Here is a 21,979-nt window from a genome sequence, read left to right as displayed (position 1 = left end):
CCGCATCCCGGCGGACTTCCGGCTCTACCTCACCGCCACCCCACGCATCCTCGCCGCACCCCGGCCGCAGAGAGGCAAGGACGGCCAGCCGCTGGAGATCGCGACCATGGCCGACGACACGGAGGGCACGTACGGCGCATGGCTGGCCGAACTCGGCCTGAGCGAGGCGATCGAGCGCGAGATCCTCGCCGGGTTCGAGATCGACGTCCTGGAGATCCGCGACCCCTCCCCCGTTCTCGGGGAGTCGGAAGAGGCCCGGCGCGGCCGGCGCCTGGCGCTGTTGCAGACCGCACTCCTGGAGCACGCGGCCGCGCGGAACCTGAAAACAATCATGACGTTCCACCAGAGAGTTGAAGAGGCGGCCGCGTTCTCGGAGAAGCTGCCTCAGACGGCCGCGGAGCTGTACGTCACCGAGGCGTCCGACGACGACCTGACGAAAGCGGAGGCGCTCCCTGCGTCGTCGATCGACGCGGAACTGTACGAACTAGAAGCCGGCCGGCACGTGCCCCCGGAGCGGGTGTGGTCCGCGTGGCTGTGCGGCGACCACCTCGTGTCCGAACGCCGGGAGACGATCCGCCAGTTCGCCAACGGCATCGACGCCAACGGCAAGCGGGTGCACCGGGCGTTCCTCGCGTCGGTTCGAGTCCTGGGCGAGGGCGTCGACATCGTCGGCGAGCGAGGTGTGGAGGCCATCTGTTTCGCCGACACCCGTGGGTCCCAGGTGGAGATCGTGCAGAACATCGGCCGGGCGCTCCGGCCCAACCCGGACGGCACGCAGAAGACCGCCAGGATCATCGTGCCCGTCTTCCTCGAGCCCGACGAAGACCCCACCGACATGGTCGCCAGTGCCGCGTATGCACCCCTTGTAGCTGTATTGAACGGGCTGCGCAGTCATGATGAACGCCTTGTCGAGCAGCTCGCCTCCCGTGCCCTGTCCCGTAGCAGCCGGCAGCGCACGGCGCACCTGAAGCGGGACTCGGACGGACAGGTCGTCGGCGTCGCCGGGGAGGGCGACGGCGAGGACCAGGAGCAGGACGACACTCAGGCTGCTGCCGAGTCGGCGCTGCTGCACTTCTCCAGCCCCCGCGACGCGGCGACCATCGCGGCTTTTCTGCGCACCCGGGTCTACCGGCCGGAGTCTCTGGTGTGGCTGGAGGGCTACCAGGCACTCCTGCGCTGGCGTGCACAGAACGAGATCACCGGGCTTCACGCCGTCCCCTACGACACCGAGACCCAGGTCGGCGTGACGAAGAATTTCCCGCTCGGCAGATGGGTGCACACACAGCGCAAGGCGCTGCGGGCCGGGGAGCTCGAGGCGCGGCGCAAGGAACTGCTGGACGCCCCGGAAGCCGGCATGGTTTGGGAGCCGGGCGACGAAGCTTGGGAGAACAAACTGGCCGCGCTGCGGTCCTACCGGCGGGCCATGGGACACCTTGCCCCCCGTCAGGACGCCGTCTGGGGCGAGCGCGGGAGTGACGGTGGGAGTGAGAGCGCGGGTGAGGTGGGGGTACCGGTAGGGCAGCACCTGGCGAACCTCCGCCGCAAAGGCGGCCTCGGAAAGGACCCGGAGCGGGCAGCGGCGCGCGCGGAGCAGCTGGCGGCGATCGACCCGGACTGGTGCTGCCCCTGGCCGCTGGACTGGCAACGCCACTATCGGGTCCTCGCGGATCTGGTCGACGCCGACGGTGTCCTGCCGGCTATCGAGCCGGGCGTGCGCTTCGAGGGCGACGACCTCGGACGCTGGCTCGCCCGACAGGAAAAGCCGGGCACCTGGGCCCAGTTGTCGACCGAGCAGCAGGAACGACTGACCGGCCTGGGCGTGAGGCCCGCCCAGGCGCCGCCTCCCGCACCGACAGGCACCTCTGCTGCCAAAGGGTCGGGCAAGGGCCAGAGCAAGGCGCAGGCTGCGTTCCAGCGGGGTCTGGCAGCCCTTGCCCAGTGGGTCGAACGGGAGGGCAGGCGGCCCGTACCCCGCGGAACCGTCCTGGAGATCACGGTCGACGGCGAGACGGAACCGGTGCCCGTACGACTGGGCGTATTTCTGAGCAACGCCAAACAGAGACGGGACAAACTCACCGCCGAACAGCTCGCCGCCCTCGCCGAACTCGGCATGGACTGGGCGTGACGCTGCTCGCCGTTGGTCGTTGGACCTGGCGTCAGGCGAAGTGCATGACGCCCCGGACGACGGCGTCCGGGGCTCCGTGCTGCCGGCGCAAACGTGTGGCCCACTGGGCCACACTTTTCCCACCGCCCCGCTGCTGCCGGGGATCGGCGCCCGGCGACGGCGCGGCGGCCCCGCCGCCGCGCAACAACGCTGTGCGGCCCGGTTCCCGGCAGCGGTTCGCCCCGCCCACCCCGCCCTTCTCTTCCTCTACTCACACAGGTACATGGGCACAAGCGGCCGCAACGGGAATGTCAGCACCCCGACCACACCCAGAACACGTGCTGACCTCCGCGGACATCCAGAGAGCACGCAGCGGCGCGCAACTCCCAGCGCAACCCCTCGTGCAACTTCAAGCCGCAACACCTTGGCGCAACTTCCAGCGCAACCTCGTGCACAACAGGAAAGCCGCAGACGGTCTGCCTCTCGGCGACGCGAGAATCATGGCGGGCCGACGTCCTGGACAGCGGATGGCGGGGGGTGCGCGGCTTCGACCACGCCCCCGCCCCCCTGACCATGCCCCACCGTTTCGTCGCCGGCTCAGCGCGGCGGCTCGCCCCAGGGGAGCCCCAGCGGCGAGCGGCTTCGTTCCCCGGCCGCGCCCGCCAACCACATCCCTCCCTCTCCTCAACTCACAGAGGAAAAAAGCGGTCGCTACGGGGGAAGTCTGCGACCTCACCACAGAAAACCGTGTGGTGACCTGCGGGAATGCAGGACCGGCCGGTCGCGGGGTGCAACGCATGATGAAACCGGTGGTGCACCGCATGGTGCAACCCGCTGCCGCAGGTCGGCCAGGGGCCCGGGGCAGCCTCAGCTAGGGCATGTCTCCCCGATCAAGGCGGTCGAAGAGTGCACATGACTGTAGATCTAGTCAGCTAAAACTTGCAAGTTTTAGCTGACTAGATCTACAGTCATGACATGACTTCAGGGACTTCGCTGGACGCGGTCCGGGCCTCCAGTGAGTTGCGTAGCCTGGTCGGTCGTCTGCGGCGCCGGTTGCGTGAGTTGCGCTCGGCCGAGGACATCGCGCCCGGCCTGCTGTCGGTGATGCTGCGCCTGGAAAGGGAAGGCCCGACTACGGCGTCGGCCCTGGCGGCTGCGGAGAAGATCCGCACTCAGTCAATGGCGACGAAGCTGTCGGCGCTGGAGGAGCAGGGTCTGATCGAGCGTCGGCCGCATCCTACGGACGGGCGCCGTCGGGTCATCGATCTGACCGAGACGGGCCGCCAACAGGTTGAGGGGGACCGATCTGCGCGCCGCGAGTGGCTGGCCGAGGCCCTCCAGGACCGCTACAGCGACGAGGAGCGCACCCGCCTGCGCGAGGCATTCGCCCTCCTTGACCGCCTCTTCGAGGACTGAATACGCCCCTTCTTCAGGAAAGGAGGCGGCCCCTATACATGTCTGCCCCCGCCACCACTCCCCCCAGGGCTGATCAGGCTCGTTTCAACCGTCGTCTGTACGCGCCCCTGGTGCTCGGCTCAGTCCTGAATCCGATCACGTCGACGATGATCGCCGTGACGCTGGCGCCGATCGGCCGCTACTTCGGTGTCGGCCCATCAGCCACGGCCTGGCTGGTATCCGGCCTGTACCTGGCCACCTCGATCGGCCAGCCTGTCGTGGGCCGCCTGGTCGACACTTTCGGGGCTCGCCGCGTCTTCTTGATCGCGACCTCGCTCGCTGGCCTGGCCGGACTGCTGGGCGCATTCGCTCCGAACCTCGGCATGCTGATCGCCGTCCGCATCGTCCTGGGCCTGGCCACGTGCGCGGGCTATCCGGCCTCCATGCACCTGATCCGCTACGAGGCCGACCGCAAGGGCCTGGAAACCCCCGCCGCAGCACTTTCCGTGTTGTCCCTCGCGGGGCAGACCACCGTCGTGCTGGGCCCCACCATCGGTGGACTCCTGGTCGGCCTGGGCGGCTGGCGTGCGGTCTTCGCCATCAACGTCCCCCTGGCACTGGCCTGCCTCATCCTGGGCGCGCTCATCTTGCCCAAGGAGAACACCACCCGCAGCAGGGCGCTGGACCTCGATCTCGTCGGCATCGCCAGCTTCGCCGTCACCGTCGTGACCCTCCTGTGGTTCTTCGTCGAGCCCAGCACCAGTCGCGCCTACCTGCCGGCAGTTGCCGCCGTCGCCGCGACCGCGTTTACCCTCCGGGAGCTGCGCGCGCACGATCCGTTCATCGACGTGCGGCTGCTCCACGCCACCCCGGGCTTGTCACTCGTCTACGCCCGCGCGCTGATCTCCGGCATCTTCCAGTACTCGTTCCTGTACGGGTTCACCCAGTGGCTCCAGGAAGGCGCGCAGCTGTCCGCCTCCCACGCCGGGCTGCTGCTGATGCCCATGTCCGTCCTCGCCCTGGCACTGACGCTGCTCACCGGCAGGTCCCCACAGATCCGCGGCAAGCTCGCTGTCGGCGGCGTCACCCAACTGGTGGCCGCGGGGCTGATGCTGCTGTGCGGACCTGACAGCTCGATCTGGCTTCTCATCGTGGTCTCCCTCGCCGTCGGCATACCCAACGGCCTGATCAACCTCGCCAACCAGAACGCCCTTTACCAGACCGCACCCGCCGACCGCACCGCCAGCTCCGCCGGACTGCTGCGCACCTTCCTCTACTTCGGCGCCATCATCTCCTCCGCCGCCAACGGAGCCCTGCTCGGCGACAGGGCCTCCACCACCGGCATGCACGACATCGCCCTGGTCCTGTTGACATTGGCCGTCGTCTTCGCCGCGCTTACCTTGCTCGACCCCAACCTGCGAAAGCCCCACGCCCGAAAGGCCCCCACCGCATGAGCCTCACCACCCTCGATGCCCGCGCCGCCCTGGTCGTCATCGACCTCCAGCAGCTCGTCATGAGCATCGGCACCCAGCCCCATACGACCGGCGAAGTCCTGGCCCGCACCACACACGTAGCCGATGCCTTCCGCGCCCGCGAACTGCCCGTCATCCTCGTACGCACCACCGGCCAGCCCCACGGACGCACCGAGCACAACCGCAACCAAAACAGCCACGGCACCCCACCCGAAGGATGGGACACTCTGGACGCGGCCCTCACTGCGGATGCCCACCACCTCATCACCAAGCAGTCCTGGGACGCCTTCGCCGAGACCGGCCTACACACGCTCCTGCGCGATCTCGGCATCACCCAGCTCGTATTCACTGGCATAGCCACCACGATGGGCGTGGAATCAACCGCACGCACCGCCCACGCCCACGGCTACCACGTCAGCCTGATCACCGACGCCATGGCCGACCGCGACGCCGCCCACCATGACCACAGCCTCACCCACGTCTTCCCCCACCTGGGCGAAACCGGCACCACGGCCGAGCTCCTAGCCCAACTGCCCTGACCCGCCCCATCACCTGATCGTTTCCCTCCGCCGAGCTGTCCGCGCCGTGAGAGCGGGCACGCCGATACCCGCTCATGAAACGCATACATCACTCACCACCAGCGCCGCCGCCCCACTCACCCTGGCGGACACCACAGGCCCTCCCACGAGCAGCTGCGCCAGGAAATCGGCGGTGAAATGGCGGGCCGCCGCGATCATCCCGGGTTCCCCATCGAGAGCTAGGCCCGCCTGATGCACAGGGACAGGATGAAGGTCGGGCACTGTCCCTCGGGCTCCTCCACCGGCATCTGCTCCACGAATCCTGTCCGCCCCCTGGACCCCCGGTCAGTACGGGACAGCGTGCGAACAGCTACTCGCATACCCATCCCCACCGCCCCCAGGCCCCGCCACCCCTTGGCGGAACATCCGCCTCCGTCCCACCCCACCATGCCAGCTCCGGGCTCTGCGCCACAGGTCACCCGATTGACGCGGGTGGCGCCTCGGCTCCTCGCGCTGCGCGTCCAGGAGGTCTTGAGGGATGTCGTTCGTCGCCACACCCGGATAGTATGTCTGTTCGAATATGGGCTTGGCCTACTCGCCGGGCAGGTGCCCGTGCTTGGTCGCGTAGGCGTCGGTTATGCCCTCCACCCGCCGCGACGATCCGCTCGCGGCGAGTGGGCGACCAGCTGATCAGCTCGGAGTTGACGCCGGCTATCTCCCTCCTCTTGTCCCCCAGCACCCTGGTAGTCGACCAGTTCCCGCCCACGCGGGGAAGGTCTCGACATGGCCGTGCGGTGCTCGACGGCGCAGGATTCGCTCTCACCCGTCCCTGGTGTGCCACGACTGCGCAGGCTCGTCCGCGGTCTCGGGTTGCTATGTAGGATTCTCCCGACTATAAATCGTAAGTAAGTTGCTTTTTGCCTCGCTTGCAATAAGGTATTGGTATGCAGCACGCAACCACTCCCCCGCAGGTCGGTCTGCGTGAGCGGAAGAAGCGGCTCACGCGACAGGCGATCCTCGACGCGTCTGAACGACTGTTCGAGGAGCGCGGATTCGACGGTGTGACCGTGGCCCAGATCGCAGATGCGGCCAACGTGTCGGTCAAGACCCTCTTCACGTATTTCGACTCCAAAGAAGATCTTGTCTTCGCGGACGAGCATCTGCTGCGCGACGCGCTCATCGACGCGATCCGCGTGCGGCTGCCCGGCCAGTCGGCCCTGGCGGCCGTACGTGACTTCCTCCAGGATCTCGCCCGACAGGACGGCGGCTCGGGGCTGGAGGGCTACCACCAGGCCGTCGGGCGGGTCGCGTCGCTCCACGCCCGCCTGCTCCTACTCTTCGAGCGGTACGAGATCGCGCTGGCCCCGGTCCTCGCGGAGGAGACCGGCGTGGCACCGGGCGACCCGCGGGCACGGCTCGCAGCCACGCAGCTCATCGGCCTGCTGCGTCTGATCACCTCACCCGAGATCCTCGAACGCGTGAAGGCGAGTCCTGAAGCCGAACGCACCGACACACTAATCCGCTGGATCGGCGAAGCCGCCGAGCATCTCGGCCAGGGTCTTGCCGACTACGCGATACGCCCAGAGCCCACGGGAGACTGAGTACCCCGCCGCCGCCCGCTGCCGCGACCCGGACCGCTCATCCCCGGGTCAACCACAAAGGTCCTTGATGAGTGGCATTGACATCGTTCTGCTGGCCATGGGCGCCCTCCTGGTGATGTCGAGCGTCACCCGGGGACGCGACTTCCAAGCCAACCTCGTGGTCGTGGCGGTGGCCGGCGGCGCCTCGTTCCTGCCCGGCATTCCCGAGGTCGACCTGGCGCCTGAACTGATCCTGGGCCTGGTCGTGCCGCCGCTGCTGTACTCGGCGTCCGTCAGGTTTTCCTTCTTCACCTTTGTCCGCAACCTGCGTCCGATCCTGGGACTGGGAGTCGGTCTCGTGGCCGTCACTACGCTCGTCGCGGGCGTCACCGCCTCGTGGCTGCTCCCCTCCCTGGGCCTTGCGTCCGCCTTGGTCCTCGCAGCCGTCGTTTCCCCGCCCGACACGGTCACGGCCGTCGCCCACGGGCGCGCGATGGGGCTGCCCCGACGGGTGATCGACATCCTCACCGGTGAGAGCCTGATCAATGACGCTGCTTCCCTGGCGGTCCTGGCGAGCGCCGTCGCTGCGGTGGGGCACGACGAGACTTTCATCAGTAATCCCGTCCTGCTCTTCGGCTACGCGGTCGTGGCGGGAGTCTCCACCGGCATCCTGCTCGGCCTGGCTATGAGCTGGATCAGAGCCCGACTGTTGGACTCGACCCTGTCTGCGGCCTTTGGGGTCACCCTGCCGTTCGCCGCTTACGCAGCGGCCGAGCAGTTCCACGCTTCCGGCGTTCTGGCCGTCGTCTTCGCCGGCTTCACAGTCAGCGCCCGCACCGACTACGCGCTCCGCAACTCCGGAACCAACATCGCCCATCATGTGCGCTTGCTGGAGCACGACGTCTGGCCGGTGTTGGACACGCTGCTGGAAGCCCTCGTCTTCGGATACATCGGGTTCCGGCTGCGTTTCACCTTGGAGGACCTGGATCATTCGGGTCAGTCCATGTCCAGCGTTGCCGTGCTCGGCCTGGCGCTGCTGTTCGTCGTCATCGCCGTACGTCTGGTCTGGGTGTCGCTGCTCTTCGCACGCTGGGCGCTGGAAGTACGCGTACAGCGAATCGGCCGGGACATCACCGGCCATCTCTTTCCGCGCATGCGCGGTCGGCGGCACCGGCAGAAACGGGAGCCCCTCCAAAGCACTGAGGCCCTCGGTGCCCGGGAGACCCTGCTCGTAGGCTGGACGGGCATGAGAGGGATCGTCACTCTCGCGGCAGCGTCCGGCATTCCGCTCACCACGCACGACGGAAGCCCGTTCCCCCACCGGGCCGTGATCCAGTTCGTCGCGTTCATCGTCGTCACGGGGACGCTTCTGCTCCAGGGCTCCACCTTGCGCGTGATGACGCGGCTCCTCCGCATCGACACCACGGCGGACGAGCGGCAGGAGGCCGAGGCCGTCGACCGGGCGCTGGCCATCGCGCACGCCGCGGACACGGCGGCCGGCCCACGCCGCGATCTCGACGCCCAGCGCTCGAGCCTCGTGGATGCGATAGCAAAAGGGCACGCGGACGGTCAGGCGGTGCGCACGGTCATGAGGCGGATCGATCTCGAAGAAGCCCTCAGGGAGACGTCGGAAGGCCCCGCCCATTGAGGAGGGGGCGCCCCGTCCGGTTGCGTCGCACCTCTTTGCCCCGTACGAACGGCGGCGCAGGTGAGACTCACGCGTCGCACCCCTCCCCCAGGTGCCGCACTGTCCGCGCTGGGCAAGCCTTCGCCTGCGGCCTCCCCCGTGCCGCAACCCCCCGGCCGTACAGGGCGTTGTGCCGCCCACCGATCCGGCTGATCCGGAGACCGCGACTGCGAGCGCGGACGCCAGCCTCCTCGCCCCGCCCACACCGGTGGACCGGGCATCCGCTCTTGCGCCGCATCGGCGGAAGGCACCTCCGTACGAGCACCGCGGAACGGCATCGCCGTCGAAGGGGCCTCGCGCACGCTAAGCCGCCGCGCCTGCGGCTCAGCAGTCAGCTCAACCGGCACCCTCTCCTCACTTCCCAGTCGGTGGACCGCTCCCGGGTACGCAGCAGTCGGCCGGCCGGTGGCGCCGACAGGAACAGATCCGAACGCGACCCTAAAAAGCGCATCACGCACCTCTGCACTTGACTCGATAAAGTGACTGACTTACCTTTGCGAGTAACTTACTACTCATTCCAGGAGGTGGGTCATGTCCCTCAGGACTGCTCCCAAGGACGCCGATGGCACCCGGACCAGGACCGGCAAGGCCGGCCGCGGTGTGCTGCTGCTGATGGTTCCGCTGATGCTGGTCCTCTTCATCTCGAACCTGGACCAGACGATCGTGGCGACCGCGCTGCCCAGCATCGGCCGGGACCTGCACAACCTGTCGGGCTCCTCGTGGATCGTCACCGCCTATCTGCTGACCAGCGCGATCACCACGCTGATCTTCGGCAAGCTCGGCGACATGTACGGCCGCAAGAAAATCTTCCAGTTCTCCATCGCGGTGTTCCTCATCGGCTCACTGCTGTGCGGCGCCGCCGGGAACCTGACCTTGCTGATCTTCTTCCGCGCGCTGCAGGGCATCGGTGGCGGCGGCCTCAACTCGCTGGTCATGGCGATCACCGGCGACCTGGTGCCGGCACGGCAGCGCGCCAAGTACCAGGCCGTGACGGGCATGGTCGCCACCCTGGCCCTGATCGCCGGCCCCCTGCTCGGCGGCCTCTTCTCCGACGCCCTGTCGTGGCGATGGATCTTCTACATCAACCTGCCGATCGGGGTGGCCGCGTTCGCCGCGGTCGCCGCCAAGCTCCACCTGCCCCGGCCCCGGTCCACCGGCCGCGTCGACATCGTGGGCGGCCTTCTCGCCGCTGTCTTCACCACCGCTGTGCTGCTCTTCACCAACTGGGGTGGCAGCCAGTACGCATGGGGCTCGCCGACGATCATCGGCCTGATCGCGCTGAGCGTGGTGTCCCTGGCCGTGTACGTGCTCGTCGAGCGCCGGGCCGCCGAGCCCATCACGCCGCTGCACCTCTTCCGCTCCAGCGTCTTCAACCTCGCCTCGGCGCAGTTCCTCATCGCCACGCTGGTGCTCTTCGTCGGCATGCTCTACGTGCCCATGTTCCTGCAGTCCGTCCAGCACCGGTCCGCCTTCACCGCCGGCCTGTTCGTGATCCCGCTGCTCGTGGGCCTCGTCATCGCAGCCATGGTCTCCGGCCCCGCCATCTCCAAGACCGGGCGCTACAAGATCTACCCCGTCATCGGAGCCGTACTGACCGGCGTCGCGATGTGGTTCATCAGCGGAGCCGACCAGAACACCGGCGCACTGGCTCTGATCGTCCCGCTGTTCTTCGCCGGCGCCGGCATCGGCCTCTTCGTCCAGGTGTCCCTGCTCGCCGGCCAGAACGCCGTCGACTACAAGTACCTCGGCGTCGCCACCGGCGCGCTGAACTTCTTCAAAAGCATCGGCGGAGCCTTCGGCGGAGCGCTCTTCGGCGCGATCCTCACCGCCCAGCTCAGCCACGGCACCGGCCTCGCCCATACGGTCCACGCCTTCCACACCGTCTTCCTGTGGACCGTCCCCTTCATGGCACTGGCCTTCGTCCTCTCCATCGCGATGCACGAGAAGCCGCTGTCCGAAGAGATGGTCCAAGTCGCCGAAGGCACGATCGAGGCCCCCGAGTACTAGAGGCCGTATCCGCGAGGCCGCGCCCGGCCCTCCGGGCGGGAGAAACGACCTTGCGGACGCCCCCCGGCACCGACGCCCCGCCCTCAGCCCTCCGGGACCACCCGTCGGCGCCATCCGCTCACGAAGGAGAACCGCCCATGCCCACCGTCCCGGTCACACCCGGCGCCCGAGCCGGAGCCCGCCTGCTCCGGACAGCCTTCCCGCTGTTCGGAGCCGCACCGAGGGAAATCCAGGCCCTCGCGCCCGCGGGCGGCGCACCCACTCAGATCCAGGTCCCCAGCCGGCACGGCTCCGTAACGTGCCTGGTCTACCGGCCCCCCACCGCGGACCAGCTCGTCCCGCCACCGGTGTACGTGCACTTCCACGGCGGCGCGTTCATCGTGCGCGCACCGGAGCAGGACGACCACGTGTGCCGCTTCGTCGCCGACGCCGCGCATGCCGTCGTGGTCAGCGTCAACTACGACACGGCGCCCGCCGTCCGGTATCCGGTCGCCGAACACCAGGCCTACGACATCGCGGAGTGGATTCGCCTGCACGGCAAGGACTTCGGCTGGGACAGCGCACGCCTGGCCGTCGGGGGCCTGAGCGCCGGCTCGAAACTCGCCGTCAACATCTGCCAGCAGGCCCGGGATGCGGGCACTCCCCTGCCGGTGGCCCTGGTCAGCGGTTACGGCGCCACCGACATGACCCTGCCTCCCGGCCACCGCACCTCGCCGGCCAAGCACCCGGCCGTGGCCCCCTGGCTCATCCGGCTCATGTACAACACCTACTTCGCCGATCCGGCCGCCCGACGCGAACCACTGGCCTCTCCCGCCCTTGACGACGACCTGGCCGGCTTTCCCCCGACCCTCGTCATGACGGGCACGCTCGACGCGATGGCCCCGGAGAGCGACTGCTTCGCCCGGCGATTGGCCGCCAGTGGAGTCGCCGTCACCCACGAGAGCTTCCCCGAGAGCGACCACGGATTCACCCACGGCAAACCGGCCGACGTGGCACGGCGCTCCCTGGAGCTGATCGCTGCCCACCTCCGTACCGCCTACGCCGCCGCACCCCCGAGGCCGGACTCCGACTGACGCCCTGCGGCGCGCACAGCAACTGCCCGACACGAGCGGCGGATCCACCCGTGCCAAGAGAAACAAGGCCTGATCGATGCGACCCGCATCATCGGCGGCGGCGGTAGCGCCGAATCCGTTTTCGCCGGCCGGCCTTCGTGCGGGGCCGCCGAGCGCCCTCCACCACAGCCAATCATCCATCCGCGACACCAGTAGGAGGCTCCTCATGAACGAGCAGCGCAAACTCGACGGCAAGGTCGCTCTCATCACCGGCGGCAGCAGCGGCATCGGCCTCGCGACCGCCCACCTCTTCCACCGGCACGGTGCCCAGCTCGTCCTGGCTGCCCGCGACAGCGCAAAACTCCAGCGGGCGGCGGCCGCTCTGCCCGGCGCCCTGACGGTGACCGCTGACCTGTCCACACTCAACGGCATCGACCGCCTCGTGCAGGCGGTCGAGGACCGGCACGGCTACCTCGACGTGGTCTTCGCCAACGCCGGCGCCGCGCACACTCCCGAGCTACGCGAGACCGACGAGAAAGCCTTCGACCAGTACATCAACACGAACGTCAAGAGCACCTTCTTCACCGTCGCCAGGTTCCTGGATCTGCTCCACGACAACGCCTCGGTCGTTCTCACCTCATCCGCCGCCCACAGCCGCGGCACCCTCGGCGACCCCCTCTACACCCTGACCAAGGCGGCCGTGACCAGCATGGCCCGCACCTTCGCGGCGGACCCCGACCTCCTCGCCCGCGGTATCCGCGTCAACTCCCTCAGCCCCGGGCCCATCCGCACCCCGCTGACGACGATGGCTGATCCCGCCATGGCCCAAGCCATGGAGGACTACGTCACCGCCACCGTGCCGATGCGCCGTATGGGCACCGCCGACGAAGCCGCCCGCGCCGCCCTCTACCTCGCCGGTCCCGACTCCGCCTACACAACCGGCTCCGACCTGCCCGTCGACGGCGGCCTCGCCCAGATCTGATGCCGCTGCGCTAAGTGCCTGGGTGTTGCAGCCGTTGTTGTCCGCATCGACCGTCAGCGAGTTCGGACGTTGCTCGTCCGCCGGCCCGGCTCAGAATCCAGTCGTACTTCTCGGCCCTGCCACCGCCGGCGCAGCCAGCGGTCGTGGCTGGCGACCACAATGGCGCCTGGTCCGGTGCCGAGCGCTTCTTCCAGTTCGTCGCACAGGCGGGGGGAGAGGTGGTTCGTGGGCTCGTCGAGCAACAGCACGTGGGGCGGGTGGGCCACCAGGAGCGACAGCGCCAAGCGGCGCCGCTGCCCCACGGACAACTGGCCGACCGGCTTGTCCAGGTCCGTCTCCTGCATCAGGCCGAGCGAAGCCAGCGGCACGCTCTGCGCCCGCGCCTGCCCGAGCGACAGTTCGTAGGTGTCGCGAACCGTACGCCCCGGCCGTTCGAACACCGTGTCCTGGGTGAGGAGCCCCACCGTCAGGAACCGCCGCATGTACACCTCGCCCTCGGCGGGGAGCCGTCCGGCGAGGACGGCGAGCAGCGTCGATTTGCCAGCCCCGTTGCCGCCGGTGACCAAGAGCCGATCGGCCGCCATCACATTGAGGCTGTCCAGCGCCAACCGGCCCGGCACCCGTACGTTTCGCAGTCCCACCAGCGGTTCTGTGCTTTCCTCGGCTCCCCTCGCGAGGTCCCCGGCGACGAATCGCAGGGGGCGAGGCGGCTCGGCGACCCGGGTGCGCTCCAGCTCCTCCAACCGCCGGACAGCGTTGCGCACCCGGCGGGAGACCGTCTGCTGCACTCGGCCGGCACGGTGGCCGTACCCCATCTTCTCGTTGTCGACGCGGCCCCGGTCCGGGGCCACCCGGTGGGCGGACACTCCTGCCGACTCGCGCAGTTTTTCAAGTTCCTCCTGCTCCTCGGCGTACCGCCGCTCCCAGCGCTGCCGCTCGGCGTGCTTCGCGGACAGGTACGCGCTGTAGTTGCCGCCGTAGCGGACAGGTCCGTCCAATGCCGGGTCGAGGTCGATCAGGTCGGTGCTGACGGCGTCGAGAAACGCCCGGTCGTGGCTCGCGAGCACCACGGTGCCGGGCAGTGACCGGACCTGCCCCTCAAGAAAGGCGGCGGCCTCGTCGTCGAGGTGGTTGGTCGGCTCGTCCAGGAGCAGCGCGAAGGGCCGCCGGACCAGCAGCGCGGCCAGGGCCAGCCGGCCGCGCTGCCCCCCGGACAGCGAGCCGAGGCGCCGGTCGTGGCCGAAGGCGCCGAGGCCGAGGCCGTCCAGGACAAGCGCGGCACGGCGGTCGGCGTCCCATGACTCCCGGTCCTGGGCTCGTTCGAGACATCTGCCGTAGGAATCGAGGAGTTCCTGGTGGCCGGGGTCGTCCTCGGGGACGCCGGCCAACTCCTCGCCGAGCCGGTCCAGCTCGGCGAGATCCTCACGTGTCTCGCGCAGCGCCTCGTCCAGTACGGCGGCGAGGGTCAAGTTCGCGTCGAACGCCATTTCCTGGTGGAGGAAGCCGAGCTCGCGGGGGCGGGTGACGCTTCCCGCGTCGGGTTCGTCCAAGCCTGCGAGCAACCGCAGGAGGGTGGACTTGCCGACGCCGTTCTCCCCGATCAGGCCGATGCGGTGACCCGGGGATGCGGTGAGCGAGACGCCGTCGATGACGCGACGTCCGCCGAGGACGCGGACAAGGTCGTGGGCGAGCAGAGCGGGCTGGGGCACGGGATACCGTCCTGGCCTAATCGGTGGTGGGCCCGCCGGGCGCATGGCCTCGTGCGCGGGCCAGGTCACACGTCGGCGGTTCACTCCGCCGGCGCGGCCGTCTCCTTCAGTACTCCTTCAGCCAGCCGCAGCCACCGGCCGATCCCGATCTCGGCGAGGAACCGCTCGTCGTGGCTGACCACCATGAAAGCGCCTTGGTAGGAGTTGAGCGCGCTCTCCAACTGGCCGGCGCTGACCAGGTCGAGGTTGTTGGTGGGCTCATCGAGCAGCAGCAGATGCGGAGCCGGCTCCCCGCACAGCACGCAGGCGAGAGTGGCGCGCAGCCGCTCGCCGCCGGAAAGCACACCCACCGGCAGATGGGCCCGCGCGCCCCGGAAGAGGAACCGGGCAAGCAGGTTCATCCGCTCCGCCTCGGGCCGCTCGGGCGCGAACGCGGCGAAGTTCTCCGCCACCGTGCAGTCCAGATGCAGCAGGTCCAGACGCTGCGAGAGGTACGCGATCCTCCCCTCATTGCGCGTGATCTCCCCGCTGCTGGGAGCGAGTTCGCCGCTGACCAGCCGCATCAGGGTGGACTTGCCGGCGCCGTTGGGCCCGGTCAGCGCGATGCGCTCGGGGCCCCGGATGCTCAGGTCGACGCCGCCGGGCGCGAACACGTCCTTGCCCCCGAGGCGGACCTGCATGCCCTCACCGAAAACCAGGTTGCGGCCGCCGGGCACCTGAGTGTCGGGCAGCTCCAGCGTGAGCCGAAGCTCCTCGCGCATGGCCCGGCCCGCTTCGTCGAGACGGGCCTTGGCATCAGTGACCCGGGAGGCGTGCACCGTGCCCGACCTGCCTGCGGCCTCCTGCGCGCCGCGCTTCATGGTGCCGGCGAAAATCTTGGGTAGCCCTGCGTTCTTCAAGTTCTTGGCCGCATTGCTCGCGCGCCGCTCGGCGCGCTCGCGGGCCTGCTGCAACTCGCGCTTTTCCCGCTTCAGTTCCTGCTCGGCGTTGCGGACGTTCTTCTCGGCGACCTCCTGCTCGGCGCGGACGGCCTCCTCGTACTCGGTGAAGTTACCGCCGTGCAGGCGCAGTTCGTCGCTGCCGAGTTCGGCGATGCGCCCCATGCGGTCAAGCAGCGCACGGTCGTGGCTGACCAGGAGCAGACAGCCATTGAAGTCCGACAGTACGTCGTAGAGCCTGTGGCGGGCCTGGACGTCGAGGTTGTTGGTCGGCTCGTCGAGCAGGAGGACGTCGGGGAGCTTGAGCAACTGGGCAGCCAGGCCCAGGGAGACCACCTGGCCGCCGCTGAGCGTGCCCAGGTTGCGGTCCAGGGCGAGGTCCGCCAGGCCCAGGCGCTCGAGCTGAGCGCGGGTGCGCTCCTCGATGTCCCAGTCCTCACCGATGGTCACGAAATGCTTCTCGTCGACATCGCCGGACTCCACCGCGTCGATGGCCCGGATGATCGCGGCGACGCCGAGCACCTCGGCGACGGTGAGGTCGCTGGTCAAGGGCAGGGTCTGCGGGAGGTAACCGAGTGTGCCGTTCACCGACACCGAGCCAGTGGCGGGCTTCAGCTCACCGGCGATCAGCTTGAGCAGGGTGCTCTTGCCCGAGCCGTTGGGCGCGACCAGACCCGTACGGCCGGGCAGCATGGAGAAGGACAGCTCGTGGAAAACGGAGGTGTCGTCGGGCCAGGCGAAAGAGACATTCGAGCAGACGAGAGCGGCGTCAGACATAGGAGTGACCTCAAAGGTACTGAGAACAGAGCGAGAGACCTCTGCCTCGGGCAGACGTGGAAAAGGGGGTACGACGAAGCCGACCACCTCAGCAACGCTTCCAAGCGCCAGCCGGTGGCCGTCAGATCCGGGTCTCACCCGGAGATGTCGTCGTCACCCACCACGTCTATGACTCCTCACGATACGTTCTCCGTCGCCCCCCAGCTTAGCAAGGCTTTCTCACCTCAATACGGCCTAACCTGTCGGTGCACGCCTCCACCTGTGGGCACAGCCAGGACCTTAACGTCCCGCGCTGGAAATACCCGGGCGCCGGGGCAGCACGATGAACCCCGGGGTGTTCTTCGGACGAACCCCGCCCCCGGCTGGAGCGGCGACAAGAAGCTCTACAGCGACCACTACCGGCCCGAATTCCCCGACAGCCCCCGCTACACCGAGGAACCGAAGGCGGAGATCGCGCGATTTTGGGAGCGGCTGATCGAGCTGTCCGTGACGGTGAGGGGCATAGCTGACCTCCACGTCAGGCCCCGAGACTCATCAGGCTATGGCGCCACCGCCGGCACGGCGAGAGCGGCAGGCGGTGGCCGGAAATATCCAGTGCGCGCGGTGCTGCAGCGAACCCGGGCCCCTCAGTTCCCTCAGGTGACTATTCGGTGCGGAGCGTCCTACTGGGCGCAGCCGCCCACGCAGAGGGTGGTGAACTGGGTGGTACCGGTGGACTCTGCAGCGGAAGCGCCGGGCATGAACCCAACCGTGAGCGCGGCGGCAGCCAGCAGGCCAGCGGACACACGAACGATAGTACGCATGAGCATTTCCCCCGGGTGATGAGATCGGACAACTCGGTCAGCACAGCTCTCAACGACTCTAGGTACAAACCAGCCCGCGAGAAACGGAGTTGAGGAACACGGCGTGTACTCCCCCCGGCACCTCGTTCCATGGCGCCGCCCTTCCAGAAGCTCCGCGCCGTGCACCGCCGGTGCGCACGGCGATGCGGTGGTGCGCGCATCAGGAGGGGCGGCGCGCGCACCCCGGTGCGGTGACTGCGCACCTGGGTGCGCATCCCGGGTCAGACACCGAAGTCTCGAATGCGCACGTTCTGCCCGGGTCATCCCTGCCGGTGCGCACGGTCGTCGGTGCGCACCGGCACCCCCTACCTGCGCACTCCTGGTGCGGACCCTTGGCCGGGGCTGGGCTGGCGTTGCTGGGGATCCGTCGGTGCGCCGGGTGGGCTCTGCTGCCCGCGCGCCGCGACGCGCGTCGGCTTCCTTCGCGAAAGCGGCCAACCGGGCAAGGCTCTCCGGGAGCGCATCCACGTCGCGGGATCCGTCGCCCTGTCCTCCCCCGCGCCACGTACCACGGCATCGTCCGAGGCTTCTGCGGCGCTCTACGCGGCGGGCGCATCCCTTTGCCCCGGCACCACATCTTGGCCCTGGCCGTGGTCGGACTCTTGGTCGGGGTGGTGACGGCTGTGGTCGGGCCCGTGGTCGGACTCATGGTCGGGGTGGTGACGGCTGTGGTCGGCCCCGTGGTCGGACTCATGGTCGGGATCGTCGACGGTGTCGGGCACGGTCACCGCTGCGCGGACCGTGCGGATCGCGTCCCGGACGGCGCGGCACGCGACCCGGGCCCGCTCGTACGCGGTCGACGCCCGCGGCGGCTTCCCGTCACTGCCGGCCACCCAACACCGGGCGGGCCGGGCGAAGTCGGCGGTGTGACGGATCTGATCCGGACCCGACGGCCGCCGTCGTCTCGGTCAGCGACCAGTCCCACGAAGTGCGGGCGTCGCTGGTCCCGACTCGCTACGCGCTCAGCCGGTCGAGTATCCGGCACAGTACTGGCGCCGCTGCACGAGCGCCCCACCCTGGTCAGGCAGAGGAAGTGCGGCCGGGCCCGCAGATGACCAACCGCCTCCGATTCGGAGGCTTCACGCTGGTCGCCGGGTACCCATGCGGCACGATGAGCGGCTTCGGCTACACGTCCTCTGCACACCCGAGTACTGGTAGGGCCCCGACCTACTGTTGGACACCCCCGGTCCCGCTCGTGCCGACGGTGTCCGCCTCATGGGACTGTGCGAACTCGCCGTCAGGCCGTCCAGGCAGTCGCAGGACATCGGCTCACGCCTGGCCGCCGAACTGCTCGGGGCCATCCCGGACACGTGGCACTCGCTGCGCAGTCTCCGTAGCAGAGGCCCCACGAATGGCTCCCCGTCCGCTCCCGGGGCCCCGTGCCCTGCGCAGCCGGCACACCGGCCATACGGTGGTGCGCAGATTACAAGGTGCGGTGCACGCACCCTGATGCAACCGGATGCACACACCCGGTATGGGAGCTGCGCATCGATTGCGCATCCCAGGTCAGACGCCCGCATCCCGACTGCGCACAGGCCGCCGGAGTCACGCCAGCACGATGCGCACTGCCCGTCGGTGCGCACTGCCCGTCGGTGCGCACTGACAATCCCTCCCTGCGCATCGATTGCGCATCCCAGGTCAGCCGCCCATATCCCGACTGCGCACAGGCCGGAGTCACGCCAGCACGATGCGCAACGGTCATCGATCGACGCGCAGTCTCTTCCCGCGAGACCCCCTGGCCGCCCATTGGCCGGGGCGGGCTGCCGGTACTGAGCGGTCGGTACGCAGAATGCGGCCTTGCCCACGTACGCAAAGACACGACACCCCCGCGCGCCTGCCTTCTCAGCCAGAACAGCCAGCCGGACCGAGCTCCGCCGTGAACCACACACATCCGCGATTCCGTCCTCCCGGCACCCTCGCTCCACGACACCGCCCAAGACATCATCCGCAGCACCTTGACCGGTCACCACTCCACGGTCGGGGCGGTGACGGCCATGGTCGGACTCGCGGTCGGGCCGCAATGGTCGGCCCCGGGCACCGCCGTCGCGACGCGGACAGTACACACCACGCCCCTGAGAACGAAACCCCCGACCGACGAACGCAGCTACGCGAGGATCCCATCCCCATCCCACGCCCAGATGACCCGCCAGCCATCGCACCGGGGCCGGTTCAACCTCACCCGCGCGGAGAGAACGCTCCGGCGTCCAGCAGCGAGTTCTCACTCACCGGTTCACCTCCGCCGGTCGAACGCTCCTGACCGAACCCGCAGGAGGCGCCGTCGAGCGAGCCGCGAAGAAGCAGATGAAGGCCAGGAATCGGCGTGCCGATCCGAAGAACCCGGCGTCGCGCCCGGCGGCCGACACGAAGAGTGGGTCAGCGACTGCGTTCCGAGGGGTTGTGCGGCCCGACAGGTTCCGGTCATCCGCGGAGATGAATGAACCGTGCGGCAGACGACTGCGCTTGTGTGCCGCCCTCGTGGCGTGGGCATGGGGAGGCAAAACCCAACCCGGCTCGGCAACGGCCCGCCAGCAGCGGGGTGACTGGTGGGCATGATGCCGCGCGTGGAATGCCCGTTCTGTCACCGGCTCATCGCCGCGGGTCCGGTTGCCGGACGGCTGGGCATGGGGCGGGTTTTTCGACATGACGAGCCAGGGATGCGCCGGGAGCACCCCGGCTCTTTGGTGTCCTGCCCCTGATCGTTGGACCTCGTGCCGCTGCACGCGCCCGGCAGATCGGCCTGTTCGGCGAGGACCAGGAGCACGGGGACCAAGACGACCCGTTCCTCTTCTAGTCCAGCCCGTCAGCAGGATTGACCGGGGCGGCGTGCCTCGGCTTCCTTCGAGAGCGGCCAACCGGGCAAGGCCGACCAACAACACGCTCTCCCTGCAACCGGCCTGGCCAGTAGGTGAGCCCGGCTGGGAGATCAGGTGGGCCTAGGCCAGTCGCGCAGCAGGGCGGCGATCCTCGCTGCGGTGCAGGCGGGGTCTCGCAGCAGGTCGCGCAGGGCGATGGCGTCCTCCTTAGCGGGCTTGACGGGGATCCCGGCAGCCTCCAGATACATCACGCCCGTTGCAGCGGCCACGGCCAAGTTGGAGCGCTCCAGCCACCGGCAGCGGCCGAGGATGTGAATCAGGGCGGCAGCGCAGGCGTAGGGGCCGCCGTAAATGGGCTGATCCAGCAACTCGGCCCGGTGAGCGGCGACGGCAGCCACCGGAACCCCATAGTCGTCGGGGGCGGGATCAGCCGCCCCCGCGATCTCCGCGACCTGCAAGATCCAGGGAACATCAATGTGCAGGTCCATCAGGCGGCGTGCGCTCCGGGGGGGCGGCAGTCAACGTCTTCGGCTTCGTCGAAGACGTTCTGGTGCTCGGCGAGGAACCGCTCTGCGGCGGCCAAGCCCCGCTGCCGTAGCCCTTCGCTGTCTTCGTGCACGAGGACAGCGATGTATTCGCCGAGGCTCAGGCCGCGGTCCCTGGCCCGGGCCTCCGCCAGTTGCTTGATCTCGCTGTCGACGCGCGCGCCTAGCTGTGTCTTCGCCATACCCTCATGATAACAGGCGTTACCAGGCGTGGGGCCGGGAAGCGACGCGGGCGGCGCGCGGACTGAATGAGCAGCCCCCGTTCGGCGGTGCCGGCCGTCCGCCCCGCCGCTGAGCAAGGACGGCAACCACGACTCTGCGACCCGCGTCATGCGGGAGCAGCCGTTCACCCTGACGCAGGTTGGCGCCATCGAGGGTCCGTCCCTGCGAGCGCGGGGAGCAGCGCGATGCGCGGAGGGCGTTCGGCCCCACCAACGCCTTCCTGCACGCCGTCTCGGCGGAAATGCTCGACGGCAACGCCGTGGAGGCGCTGCGCGTAGCGGACAAGGTCGAGACCGCTCGGCTTCCGTCGAGGGAGCGGCAGTTCACGTTCGCGTTGTCGGTTGCCCAGTGTTACAGCCTGCGCCGTGAGGACGCGGCGGTGCTGATCCACCTCCTGGAACTCGAGGAGTTCGCGCCGGAGGACCTTCAGCGCAGTCCGCTCGCCCGCACGCTGGTCGTGTCCTTGGTGGAACGAGGACGCCCCACCTACCGGCGTCAGGCAACCGAGCTGGCCGAACGGCTCCATCTTCTGTGACCCCGGCTGGTTCAACCAGCCTGGCGGCCCTCACACCGATACCCGTACTGGGGGACCACCCGGTCTCTCAGTCCGGGTCCTGACCTCTGTGCAGCCGTACTGTCCTCGCATCTACCCGGCACACGGAAGAGGCGGACCATGGACAGGCCCCACCACGCGCCGGCCGGCCACACCCGAATCGCAGCCGCCGGCCTCGAATGGGACGCGGTCAAAATCCCACGATTCGTCGGCCTGCAGGTCCTGCACGCCCTGCCGAAACCCGGCGCCGTCATGGTCGAGCCCACCGACCGGGCCCTGTACTTCCTTGTCCCCCCAGGCAGCACCGCACACTGGACCTGCCCGCAGTCCTCACCACTCAGCGAGAGCACCTTCGTCATCCTCCCCCCGCACAGCAAACAGTCCCCGCCCGGACCGTACTGGCTCATCACCCCCAACTCCGGCCACCTGCACACCGACACCCGCGTACTGGCCGCCGCGCTCATGAACGTGATCAGCGGTCAGCGGTCGGACCGACCGCCCCCCCCCCACCTGAACAGACCGAACTCGTACCAGCGCTGACGACCACCGGCCCGGCACACGCCCGGCAGGCGAACGGCACACCGACGGCTCCCGAAGTCGCGCCGGCGACAGGCCGCATGCGGTGTTCACCACCGGAAGACCGGCCGCCGGGGCGTCCGCCCACTCCCTGACCACAAGGCTCCCCCAGCCTCTGATGCGACGGGAAACGACGCCCCGGCAGCCCCTCCCCCCTCATTCCCCCTGTCTCCTCCTCCGCCTATCTCCTCTCTCCTCTGATCCTGA

16 protein-coding genes are annotated in these 21,979 nt (G+C 68.9%); 11 read left to right on the top strand and 5 right to left on the bottom strand.

Going from position 1 to position 21,979, the window contains the following annotated elements; all coding sequences use genetic code 11:
* From OHS57_RS37715 to OHS57_RS37675, 9 genes are all read left to right on the top strand, one after another.
* Positions 1-2,125, top strand: a 2,125-nt coding sequence (locus OHS57_RS37715; protein WP_328584976.1) for a helicase associated domain-containing protein, incomplete at its 5' end; no start/stop codon positions are given.
* A gap of 954 nt (positions 2,126-3,079) precedes the next feature.
* Positions 3,080-3,520: a MarR family transcriptional regulator gene (locus OHS57_RS37710; RefSeq protein WP_328580423.1), complete on the top strand. Its 441-nt coding sequence runs from the start codon at positions 3,080-3,082 to the stop codon at positions 3,518-3,520.
* A gap of 110 nt (positions 3,521-3,630) precedes the next feature.
* Entirely contained in the window at positions 3,631-4,953 is a 1,323-nt protein-coding gene (locus OHS57_RS37705) for an MFS transporter (RefSeq protein WP_328580424.1), read from the top strand.
* Entirely contained in the window at positions 4,950-5,510 is a 561-nt protein-coding gene (locus OHS57_RS37700; protein ID WP_328580425.1) for an isochorismatase family protein, read from the top strand. The genes OHS57_RS37705 and OHS57_RS37700 overlap by 4 nt, the downstream gene beginning before the upstream one ends.
* Before the next feature lie 923 nt (positions 5,511-6,433).
* Complete coding sequence (locus OHS57_RS37695) at positions 6,434-7,090, top strand: TetR/AcrR family transcriptional regulator (RefSeq protein WP_328580426.1); 657 nt, start codon at positions 6,434-6,436, stop codon at positions 7,088-7,090.
* Between the two features lie 97 nt (positions 7,091-7,187).
* Positions 7,188-8,717, top strand: a complete 1,530-nt coding sequence (locus OHS57_RS37690) for a cation:proton antiporter (protein WP_328580427.1) — start codon at positions 7,188-7,190, stop codon at positions 8,715-8,717.
* 570 nt (positions 8,718-9,287) lie between these two features.
* Positions 9,288-10,763, top strand: coding sequence for an MDR family MFS transporter (locus tag OHS57_RS37685; protein ID WP_328580428.1), 1,476 nt, complete (start codon positions 9,288-9,290; stop codon positions 10,761-10,763).
* 137 nt (positions 10,764-10,900) lie between these two features.
* Positions 10,901-11,836: an alpha/beta hydrolase fold domain-containing protein gene (locus tag OHS57_RS37680; protein WP_328580429.1), complete on the top strand. Its 936-nt coding sequence runs from the start codon at positions 10,901-10,903 to the stop codon at positions 11,834-11,836.
* Positions 11,837-12,041: 205 nt separating this feature from the next.
* Positions 12,042-12,797, top strand: a complete 756-nt coding sequence (locus OHS57_RS37675; RefSeq protein WP_328580430.1) for an SDR family NAD(P)-dependent oxidoreductase — start codon at positions 12,042-12,044, stop codon at positions 12,795-12,797.
* Between the two features lie 53 nt (positions 12,798-12,850).
* Here the strand turns inward: OHS57_RS37675 and OHS57_RS37670 are convergent, their stop codons facing one another.
* The 5 genes from OHS57_RS37670 to OHS57_RS37650 all read right to left on the bottom strand — a co-directional run bounded on the left by OHS57_RS37670 (position 12,851) and on the right by OHS57_RS37650 (position 20,603).
* The gene (locus tag OHS57_RS37670; protein WP_328580431.1) at positions 12,851-14,506 is read right to left on the bottom strand and encodes an ABC-F family ATP-binding cassette domain-containing protein; all 1,656 of its coding nucleotides are present in this window, start codon (positions 14,504-14,506) and stop codon (positions 12,851-12,853) included.
* Positions 14,507-14,586: 80 nt separating this feature from the next.
* The gene (locus tag OHS57_RS37665) at positions 14,587-16,221 is read right to left on the bottom strand and encodes an ABC-F family ATP-binding cassette domain-containing protein (protein ID WP_328580432.1); all 1,635 of its coding nucleotides are present in this window, start codon (positions 16,219-16,221) and stop codon (positions 14,587-14,589) included.
* A gap of 1,381 nt (positions 16,222-17,602) precedes the next feature.
* Positions 17,603-17,896, bottom strand: coding sequence for a hypothetical protein (locus OHS57_RS37660; RefSeq protein WP_328580433.1), 294 nt, complete (start codon positions 17,894-17,896; stop codon positions 17,603-17,605).
* Positions 17,897-19,986: 2,090 nt separating this feature from the next.
* Positions 19,987-20,364, bottom strand: coding sequence for a fic family toxin-antitoxin system, toxin component (locus tag OHS57_RS37655; RefSeq protein WP_328580434.1), 378 nt, complete (start codon positions 20,362-20,364; stop codon positions 19,987-19,989).
* Positions 20,364-20,603, bottom strand: a complete 240-nt coding sequence (locus OHS57_RS37650) for a hypothetical protein (protein ID WP_328580435.1) — start codon at positions 20,601-20,603, stop codon at positions 20,364-20,366. The genes OHS57_RS37655 and OHS57_RS37650 overlap by 1 nt, the downstream gene beginning before the upstream one ends.
* 179 nt (positions 20,604-20,782) lie before the next feature.
* Between OHS57_RS37650 and OHS57_RS37645 the strand changes: the two genes are divergently transcribed.
* Entirely contained in the window at positions 20,783-21,178 is a 396-nt protein-coding gene (locus OHS57_RS37645) for a hypothetical protein (RefSeq protein ID WP_328580436.1), read from the top strand.
* Positions 21,179-21,316: 138 nt separating this feature from the next.
* A complete protein-coding gene (locus OHS57_RS37640) occupies positions 21,317-21,736 on the top strand; it encodes a hypothetical protein (RefSeq protein ID WP_328584975.1) in 420 nt (139 codons plus the stop codon).
* Positions 21,737-21,979: the final 243 nt, after the last annotated feature.

The organism is Streptomyces sp. NBC_00370 (assembly GCF_036084755.1).
In the GTDB taxonomy this organism is placed as follows: Bacteria; Actinomycetota; Actinomycetes; order Streptomycetales; family Streptomycetaceae; genus Streptomyces.
This window is presented reverse-complemented; position numbering and strand designations above follow the sequence as displayed.

Excerpts from the sequence above, each read along its gene's own strand:
- OHS57_RS37710 (WP_328580423.1), top strand. The coding sequence starts at position 3,080 with ATGACTTCAGGGACTTCGCTGGACGCGGTCCGGGCCTCCAGTGAGTTG.
- OHS57_RS37700 (WP_328580425.1), top strand. The coding sequence starts at position 4,950 with ATGAGCCTCACCACCCTCGATGCCCGCGCCGCCCTGGTCGTCATCGAC.
- OHS57_RS37695 (WP_328580426.1), top strand. The coding sequence starts at position 6,434 with ATGCAGCACGCAACCACTCCCCCGCAGGTCGGTCTGCGTGAGCGGAAG.
- OHS57_RS37690 (WP_328580427.1), top strand. The coding sequence starts at position 7,188 with ATGGGCGCCCTCCTGGTGATGTCGAGCGTCACCCGGGGACGCGACTTC.
- OHS57_RS37685 (WP_328580428.1), top strand. The coding sequence starts at position 9,288 with ATGTCCCTCAGGACTGCTCCCAAGGACGCCGATGGCACCCGGACCAGG.
- OHS57_RS37680 (WP_328580429.1), top strand. The coding sequence starts at position 10,901 with ATGCCCACCGTCCCGGTCACACCCGGCGCCCGAGCCGGAGCCCGCCTG.
- OHS57_RS37675 (WP_328580430.1), top strand. The coding sequence starts at position 12,042 with ATGAACGAGCAGCGCAAACTCGACGGCAAGGTCGCTCTCATCACCGGC.
- OHS57_RS37665 (WP_328580432.1), bottom strand. The coding sequence starts at position 16,221 with ATGTCTGACGCCGCTCTCGTCTGCTCGAATGTCTCTTTCGCCTGGCCC.
- OHS57_RS37655 (WP_328580434.1), bottom strand. The coding sequence starts at position 20,364 with ATGGACCTGCACATTGATGTTCCCTGGATCTTGCAGGTCGCGGAGATC.
- OHS57_RS37650 (WP_328580435.1), bottom strand. The coding sequence starts at position 20,603 with ATGGCGAAGACACAGCTAGGCGCGCGCGTCGACAGCGAGATCAAGCAA.
- OHS57_RS37640 (WP_328584975.1), top strand. The coding sequence starts at position 21,317 with ATGGACAGGCCCCACCACGCGCCGGCCGGCCACACCCGAATCGCAGCC.